Origin of the sequence: Lutibacter sp. (assembly GCF_016342705.1) — a bacterium.
Taxonomy (GTDB): domain Bacteria; phylum Bacteroidota; class Bacteroidia; order Flavobacteriales; family Flavobacteriaceae; genus Lutibacter.
Genome location: NZ_JAEINV010000002.1, coordinates 353,470 through 362,624, shown reverse-complemented (window position 1 = coordinate 362,624; position 9,155 = coordinate 353,470). Strand labels below are relative to the sequence as shown.

Annotated in this window: 5 protein-coding genes; 3 read left to right on the top strand and 2 right to left on the bottom strand. The window is 31.1% G+C overall.

What is annotated here, in order from left to right; genetic code table 11:
- The first annotated feature begins 214 nt into the window (after positions 1-214).
- The 3 genes from JEY78_RS03630 to JEY78_RS03620 all read left to right on the top strand — a co-directional run bounded on the left by JEY78_RS03630 (position 215) and on the right by JEY78_RS03620 (position 5,118).
- On the top strand, positions 215-3,130 hold the full coding sequence (locus JEY78_RS03630; protein ID WP_291846813.1) for a TonB-dependent receptor: 2,916 nt from the start codon (positions 215-217) through the stop codon (positions 3,128-3,130).
- 173 nt (positions 3,131-3,303) lie between these two features.
- Complete coding sequence (gene atpD, locus JEY78_RS03625; protein ID WP_291846811.1) at positions 3,304-4,812, top strand: F0F1 ATP synthase subunit beta; 1,509 nt, start codon at positions 3,304-3,306, stop codon at positions 4,810-4,812.
- Positions 4,813-4,839: 27 nt separating this feature from the next.
- A complete protein-coding gene (locus JEY78_RS03620; protein ID WP_291846810.1) occupies positions 4,840-5,118 on the top strand; it encodes a F0F1 ATP synthase subunit epsilon in 279 nt (92 codons plus the stop codon).
- A gap of 62 nt (positions 5,119-5,180) precedes the next feature.
- On the opposite strand, the gene JEY78_RS03615 is transcribed toward JEY78_RS03620, so the two are convergent.
- Positions 5,181-5,705: a DUF3575 domain-containing protein gene (locus tag JEY78_RS03615; RefSeq protein ID WP_291846808.1), complete on the bottom strand. Its 525-nt coding sequence runs from the start codon at positions 5,703-5,705 to the stop codon at positions 5,181-5,183.
- A gap of 62 nt (positions 5,706-5,767) precedes the next feature.
- Positions 5,768-9,151, bottom strand: a complete 3,384-nt coding sequence (locus JEY78_RS03610) for a hypothetical protein (protein WP_291846806.1) — start codon at positions 9,149-9,151, stop codon at positions 5,768-5,770.
- Positions 9,152-9,155 lie beyond the last annotated feature (4 nt).

The window sequence follows — 9,155 nt, the reverse complement described above, 5'->3', positions numbered from 1 at the left end:
TATTATTGGAAAGTTGTTGTAAAAGACAATAAAGGAGGCCAAACTATTGGACAAGTTTGGAATTTTGTAACGGATTAATAATTATCATATTCTTAAACTCAAAAGTGTAATATTACATATTACACTTTTTTTTATGCTTTTTTTTAGCTGATTTTTATAGTAATTCGAAAAAAATTGTATTTTGCGTCAGTTAATCAAAATTATATAGGATATTATGAAAAAATTATTAAGTGTATTTCTTGCGCTTTTTATTGGATCTGTTATGGTTGCCCAAACAACAATTTCAGGAACCGTTAAAGAAGCAAAAACTGGGGAGCCTATTCCTGGTGCTAACATTAAAGTTGTTGGAAAATCAATAGGTACTACATCAGATTTTGATGGAAATTTTTCTTTGAAAATCGCTCAAAACCCACCGTTTACATTAGAAGTTTCATTAATTGGATTTTCTTCAAAAACTGTAGAAGTAACTAAAACCAGCCAATCATTAAATGTGCTATTAGATGAATCTGCAACAGCTTTAGATGAGGTTGTTGTGTCTGCTTCAAGAACACCTGAGAGAATATTAGAATCACCTGTTACCATTGAGAGAATGGATGTGAGAGAAATTAAAAACACTTCTTCACCTTCTTTTTATGATGGATTAGAAAATTTAAAAGGAGTAGATGTGAACACAAATAGTTTTACATTTAAATCTGTTAATACGCGTGGCTTTGCAACATTTGCAAATACAAGATTTATGCAGTTAGTTGATGGAATGGATAATTCTTCACCTGCTTTAAACTTTAATTTGGGGAATCTTTTGGGGATGTCTGAATTAGATGTTAGCACTGTGGAATTACTTCCGGGAGCATCTTCTGCATTATATGGTGCAAATGCCTTTAATGGTGTTTTATTTATGACTAGTAAAAGCCCTTTTGAATCAGCAGGGATTAGTTCCTATGTTAAAACAGGAATTACTTCTCAAAAAGCAGCTGGAGATAATCAGTTTGCGGATGTAGGGATAAGAATGGCATATAAATTTAGCGATAAATTTGCTGCAAAAGCTTCTTTCTCTTTTCTGAAAGGAGAGGAATGGCATGCAACAGATTATAACCAATATATTGATACCGGAGCTGGAAATGCTGATACTGTAATTTCTTCAATAGGTAATCAAACAGCTTTTGATCAAGCAAATATATATGGAGATGAAGTTACTTTAGCGGCAACACCATTTGAAAACTTAAAAGGTGTTGGTCAATATTTAGAATCAATAGGGCAATTACCTCCTGGGACTAGTAATTTACTTCCAGCAGATAATGTATCACGAACAGGGTATAAAGAGTCTGATTTAACAGACTACAATGCGCAAAGTGCAAAAGTTGACATAGCTTTACATTATAAACCTTTTGCGGATGATTTAGAAATTATTTATAATGCAAAGTTTGGAAACGGAAACACCATTTATCAAGGAGCAAATAGGTATGCAATTGAAAACTTTTTTATGCAACAACATAAATTAGAAATCAGAAATAAAAACCTCTTTGTAAGAGGTTACATTACGGATGAAGATGCGGGTGATTCGTATGATATGCGTTTTGCGGGTATTAATATGAATAAGGCTGATGCCTCTCAGTGGTTTGGAACTTATGCAGGTGCTTATGCAACTGGTGCAGCACAAATATTAGGAGGTGGAGGTTCTTTGGCAGATGTTCAAGCAGCTTCATCACAATTACATGCTGGTGCAAGGCAATATGCAGATGCAAATGTAACATTGAAACCAGGTACTCCAGAATTTAAGGCAGCGTTAAATGCGGTTAAATCTGATCCGAATTTGTTAACAGGTGCAAAATTTCAGGATAAAACTAAAATTTATCATTCTGATGCAAATTACAATTTTGCAGATGTTATTGATTTTGCTGATATTCAAATTGGAGGTTCTTGGAGACAGTATTCTTTGAATTCATCAGGAACAATTTTCACAGATTATGATGGTCCAATTGATTACAATGAATATGGAGCATACACGCAGTTTCAGAAAAAATTTGTAGATGATAGATTAAAATTTACAGGCTCTTTACGTTACGATAAAGCAAAGAATTTTGATGGTAACGTTTCACCAAGAGTATCCTTATCATATTCTCTAGGGCAAGGTAAAACTAGAAATGTAAGAGCGTCTTTCCAAACAGGGTTTAGAAATCCAACAACTCAAGATCAATATATTGGATTAGATGCCGGTCAGGCAATTTTAGTTGGGTCTGCACCAGATAATTTAGACAGATACACTTCGGCGCCATTATCAACAAGTTCAACTGCACAGGCCATTGGAATTCCGGCATCTGTACAATTGTCTGGTAGAGCAGCTTATGAAAATGCATATACGCTTACGTCTTTATATGCGTTTGGAGCAGCCGCAGCTGGAGGAACTGTAAATCCAGGATTGTTAAAAGTTGCAAATTTTGACTATGTAAAACCAGAGAAAGTTACTGCATATGAAATTGGGTATAGAGCTGGGTTTGGAAAATTATCTTTAGATGTAAGTGCGTATTATAATCAGTATGAAGACTTTATTGGGAATAAAACGGTGGTTTCTCCTTTATATGGAAAAGTAGATTTTTCTGACATTATCCCGTTGCCAGCTCAATTAGGAGGGCCAACACCGGCAGCATTAATTGCTATTGCAAATGGTGACTATCAACCGTTTCAAGTTTACACTAATTCCAATGCAGATATAGCTTCTTATGGAGGAAGTTTAGGTTTGGCAAGTAAAGTATTTGGCAACTACACTGTTGGTTTAAATTATACATATGCTAAATTTGATTTTGACCAAAGTTCTGATCCGGATTATGAAGCTGGTTTTAACACACCGGAACATAAGGTGAAATTTTCAATAGGTAATGAAAACTTAATTGAAGATTTAGGATTTAACGTTAATGTGCGTTGGAATGATGAATATTTATGGGAATCTTCTTTTGCAGATGCAATTATAGATGCAAAAACTGTTGTTGATGCTCAGGTGAATTATACAGTTGAAAAATGGAAATCAATATTTAAAGTTGGTGGTGCTAACATAGGAGGTAAAGAATATACAAGTGCTCCTGGTACTGGTAGGATTGGTTCTCAATTCTATGTGTCTTGGACAATTAATCCATAAAATAAATCAGTATTTAATTAATAAAGAACGCTCTAATATTTTTAGAGCGTTTCTTTTTTCAAAAAAGAAGAACATTTTTTTTTCAAAAATAAAATCAAAAAACTATCTTTGCAACCTGAAAAATACGATTAAACTAAAAAGATTAATTATCTAAATTATAAACAGTTAAAGTAATGACAAAGGTTACAGGTAAAGTTGCACAAATTATTGGTCCAGTTATCGACGTTGAATTTGGTTCTGAGGCAGAACTTCCAAAATTATACGATTCGTTAGAAATTAAAAGAGAAGACGGGTCAATATTAGTTTTAGAAGTACAATCTCACATTGGTGAGGATACTGTAAGAACTATCTCAATGGATTCAACAGATGGTTTAAGTAGAGGTACTGAAGTTGTTGCAACTGGAAATGCAATTCAAATGCCAGTTGGGAAAGATATTTACGGAAGATTGTTTAATGTAATTGGTGATGCAATTGATGGTTTAGGTAATTTGCCAAAAGCAGGTGAAAATGGATTGCCAATTCACCGTCAAGCTCCAAAATTCGAAGATTTATCAAACTCAACAGAGGTTTTATTTACTGGAATTAAAGTGGTAGACTTAATTGAGCCTTATGCAAAAGGAGGTAAAATTGGATTATTTGGTGGTGCAGGTGTAGGTAAAACAGTATTAATCCAAGAATTGATTAATAACATTGCAAAAGGTCACGGAGGTTTATCAGTATTTGCTGGTGTAGGTGAGAGAACTCGTGAAGGAAATGACCTTTTAAGAGAGATGTTAGAGTCTGGAATTATAAAATATGGTGAAGATTTTATGCACTCTATGGAAGATGGAGGATGGGATTTAGCTAAAGTTGATAAAGTTGGAATGAGAGAGTCAAAAGCAACTTTCGTTTTTGGACAAATGAATGAGCCACCAGGAGCTCGTGCACGTGTTGCTTTATCAGGTTTAACTATTGCTGAATATTTCCGTGATGGTGCTGGTGAAGGGCAAGGAAAAGACGTATTATTTTTCGTAGATAATATTTTCCGTTTTACACAAGCAGGTTCTGAGGTATCGGCTTTATTAGGTCGTATGCCATCAGCGGTAGGTTACCAACCAACCTTAGCAACTGAAATGGGAGCTATGCAAGAGCGTATTACTTCAACAAAAAATGGTTCAATTACATCAGTACAAGCGGTATATGTACCTGCCGATGATTTAACGGATCCAGCTCCGGCAACAACGTTTGCACATTTAGATGCAACAACGGTATTGTCTCGTAAAATTGCTGAGTTAGGTATTTATCCTGCAGTAGATCCATTAGATTCTACTTCAAGAATTTTAACTCCTGAAATTTTAGGAAAAGAACATTATAACTGTGCACAACGTGTAAAAGAGTTGTTACAACGTTATAAAGAATTACAAGATATTATTGCTATTTTAGGTATGGAAGAATTATCTGAAGAAGATAAATTGGTAGTACATAGAGCTCGTAGAGCGCAACGTTTCTTATCTCAACCTTTCCATGTAGCTGAACAATTTACTGGTATTCCAGGTGTTTTAGTTGATATTAAAGATACTATTAAAGGATTTAATATGATTATGGATGGTGAGTTAGATAAATATCCTGAAGCGGCATTTAACTTAAGAGGATCAATTCAAGATGCAATTGATGCTGGTGAGAAAATGTTGTCAGAAGCATAAATAACAAGAAACTAATAACTACATAAAATGATTTTAGAAATTGTATCGCCAGAAGCAACATTATTAAATACGGAAGTTGAGTTGATTTCAGTTCCAGGTGTGAATGGTGAATTTCAAATGTTGAATAACCACGCACCAATTGTATCTTTATTAGTAGAAGGTTCCGTTAGATTTAAAGGTGTTAATGTTAAAATTAACGAACAATTTGCTAGTAAATTTAGCAATGTTAAAGGTGAATTTAGTTTACCAATTAAAAGTGGTACCATTGAAATGAAAGATAATAAAGTAATTATTTTAGCAGACTAATAACTTTAAACAACATAAAAAAAGCCGAGAAATTTCTCGGCTTTTTTGTTTTTATAATGTAATTATTGGAATCTGTACCCAATAGAAACTCCTCCACGACCAACTACTTCAATGTCACTTTGGTTAAACATGTCTCTACCAATTCCGGCATAAATCTCAGCTACAAAACCTCTTGCTGTAACCCATTTTGCTCCTGCAGAAATACCCACAGCAAAATCTGTAAAACTATCTTTATTATTTAAATCTGTTTCATAGTTGTAATATTCATCTTTTCCAGAATGCAACATAGTGAATGCTTCCACAAAGAAACCTTGAGCATATTTATCAGAAAAGAAATGTCTGTAATAAGGTGTTAATGAAAACGTTCTGTATTCATCTAAACCATCAACGCTATGATCTAAACTAATAAGCGTTCCAAAACCAATTGAAGATTCTTCGTTTAAAATTCTTTCGTAACCAACATCTAGCCATTTAAAACCAATTAAATTGGACATATTAATTTTTAATTCATTTTGATCAGTTTCATTTTGTGCAAATAAGCCTAAACTAATTGCAAATAATACCATGCTTAGTGCAAGTTTCTTCATAGATATAAGTTTTAAATTATTTTCAAATATAATAGCAATAATTAAACCAATAACAATAATTATTAAAATAATGCTTTTAATTGAATTGTTCCAGTATGAATTGTTTTAGAAGTTTCACTTTTTCTTCCTAAATAATTGATATTTAAATTTAAAAATGAATTAATTTTTTTGTAAAACAACAAACTCCAAGTATAATTATTTCCAGGTTGTAAGCCTTCTAACATCTGATAGCCAACAGGGGAATTGTAGTTGCCCATAAAATTATTTTTAAATAAATTAATTTCGGCTTTTAATAAATAGTGATCGCTGTTGGCATAATTTGTTTGAAAACCAATTTTTTGAAGTTTTAATGTTTCTATATCACCAAGCAAATTTTCCTTATTTTTTAATTCATAAAAAACGGATATATAAACGTCATCACTATAATAATATGAAATCTTTGGAAAAATGGAATTGTTATTTAATTCATAATTTCTATTGGCATAATTTAATGAATTAGTAGTGTTTTTAGCATTGCTAACTTCAAAATTCAATTGCCAAAAATCACCGAGTTTATGCTCAAATTCAAGTTTATGTAATTTTAAATTGTTTTCTAAATTGTCTACCGTTGTGGTGTTTTTGTTTTGAGAATTTATAAAATTATACGTGGTAGAATAGTGCTTTTTACCGCGATTAAAATAGAAATTATTGTTTAAATTAAAGTTTAACCCAATTAAATGATCATTAGAAACATTAAACGGATTAAGGTTGAAATGGGTTTGTTTTTTTTGTTTATTATCAATTAAAATGGAAGTTTGATTATAAAAAGAGGAAAACAATTTTTTCATTCCTTTTTTTGAATTCCACTGTTGCGGGTTAATGGAAAGCGATTGTGTAAATTTATTTTGATGTGTGGCAATATATTTTACGGTTGGTAAAATAATTCTCAAGTAAGTTGCCTGATCTGGAAATTGGGCAATTTCAAACTCATTTAATTCTTTAATTCCGTTGTTATTATAATCTATCCAAGTGTAAAAGCCTTGTCCCGGTTCGGTTTTAATATACGTATAATCTTGCTGAGGTAAATTACCAGATAAGGTTTGGTACATAGTGCTTAAACTTAAGAACTGCTTAAAAAGTTGTTGTTGATATACAATTTTTGAATTTAAGGATTCTTCATTTTTAAAATTGGTATTTTCAACAGTTCTATAATTAATATACGTATTTAAATTCGCCGTTTCTGAATTGATTAATATAGATTTTATATAGTACGTTTTAGCATTATTTACGCGTTCAAATCTGTTATTTTGAATACTATCGGTGGTTCTAAAATTTACACCAATTTGGCTATATAATTTTGTAGAATCTCCAACACCTAAAAAAGCTTCGTATTCGTTAAATTTATGACTTAAATTAGAAAATGTTTGAAGTTCGTTTACCGTTTTTTTATTGTTTTCAGCATTAAATAAAACACCATACCAGCTCTTTTTGAGCTGATATTTTGCAGCTAAAAAGTTTCTTGAGAAAACACCATTTTCTATAATAGATTCACTGTTTAAAATACTGTTATTGAATTTAATAGAAAAATTATTTAATAGTAAATTTCCATAAAACTTATGTTTGTTTCCGGAAAAAGAATCACCCAATTCTAAATTTTCAAACTCGTAAATTACTCGGTTTTGTTTTTTAGATAGTTGTAATGATGTATTTACTAATTTTTGTGTTCCAGTAATAGTTTCAATATTCCAATCTCGGTTAAATTCCACAGGTTGAATACGTTCAATACTTTTAAAATTTTCGTTTAAATAATCAAATTTTAGGTTGCTTTTTAATTCCCAATTTTTTTGAAATATAATTTGTTCCCAGCCTAATTTTGTAGCCATTCCTTTATTATTGCCATCATCAATTTCGGAAAACAAATTTTCATCGTTAGCACTAAAAGCGGTTTCAATATTTAGGGCTGTTTTTAAAGAAGGTTTATACAACGTTTTTAAAACAACTATTTGCAATTTGTTAGGTGCAATTAATTGAATAACAGGATTGTAGTTTCCTGAATTTTCACCAACAAATTCGTAAATTTTTCCATAAGCAACTATATCTTTCAGTCTGTAATTTCCTAAATTTTCACCAACATACGTAAAAGAAACGTTGTATAATTCTTCCGTTTCATTGGTTGAATATTCAAAATAGTCATCAATTCCATTGCTTATTTTTTTATATTGAATTTTATCTTCAGAAAAATTATCTTCATAAGAAGATGGTGAAACCATTAAGTTTTTGTTGTTACCGGCATTAGCCAATAATTGTTTTTGTTCGTTAGATAAATCTTGTTCTAACGGCTGATTTTTTAAATCGTTTTCATTGTAAAAATAACCACTTACGGAAAGTTTTTCGGTTTTATAATCTATGTTATTATACGTTACAAAACGCGTGTAAACTCTATCGGTATATTGATATTCCGCAGTAATTCTCATATTTGCTGTAATAGGAAATGTGGTTGAAAAGGTAATTTCAGCAGTATTATAATCTATAACATAATCGTTTTCTTCACCTCTTTTAAGTTGAATTCCGTTCACATAAATTTGTTCTGTGTTTGATAAAATTAAAATGTAACTATTTTCAAAATCGGATAATTTATATGGACCTTGGTTTCCTTCTTGTCCTTTAAATTGATATTTTTTGTATTTCCCTTTTACTATAGCGCCTGATGATTCAATGTTAATTTCAGAGTTTTCATTTATAATTTGAGCATTTACAGAAAGTCCAGAAACTTTTTTATTAAATCTTAAAAAGGAAGTTTCTGAATTGTTTAGATAAATATCACCGGCATTAATTTGCCATCTATCGCTAGATAATTCAATAAAAACTCTGTCGAATTCATTTAATTTGTACGTGTTTCCATTTTCTTGAATTGGTAAATTTGTGTCAATTATAGACGCTTTTAAAGTTACCTTGTCGGATAATTTACCTTCAATTTGTAAGTCTAACGTAGAATTTGTCACGCCATTTTGGTTGTTTCCAACAGTTAATCCACGCGTAACATTTCCTGAAGTAATTAAACCATCAAAAGGTTTATAAGGTATTTTTTGTTGATTAGAATTGAAACTATATAATTGATTTTCAAACGAAGTATTTGGAACAATTAAATTTTTGTCAAAAGCCATATAGGTTTTGGTTAAAAAATCAGGAAAAGGGTTGTATTCTATAGTTACTTCAGTTGGTTTGGGTTGAATGTTTGGTTTAAAAATTAAGAGTGCTTTTGAAAAATCTATGATATACTTGGATGTATCTATTTCCGTTTGTAAATATGATAATACCTTAAAGCCATAAGGACTAATGCTAACAGGAGAAATTTGTATAGAATCATTTTTAACTACATATTTTTTTTTAACAATTGAACTCAATTCTGTTTGAGCATACAATGACACGGTGAAAATTAAAAATAATAATAAGAATCCTTTTTTCATTTTT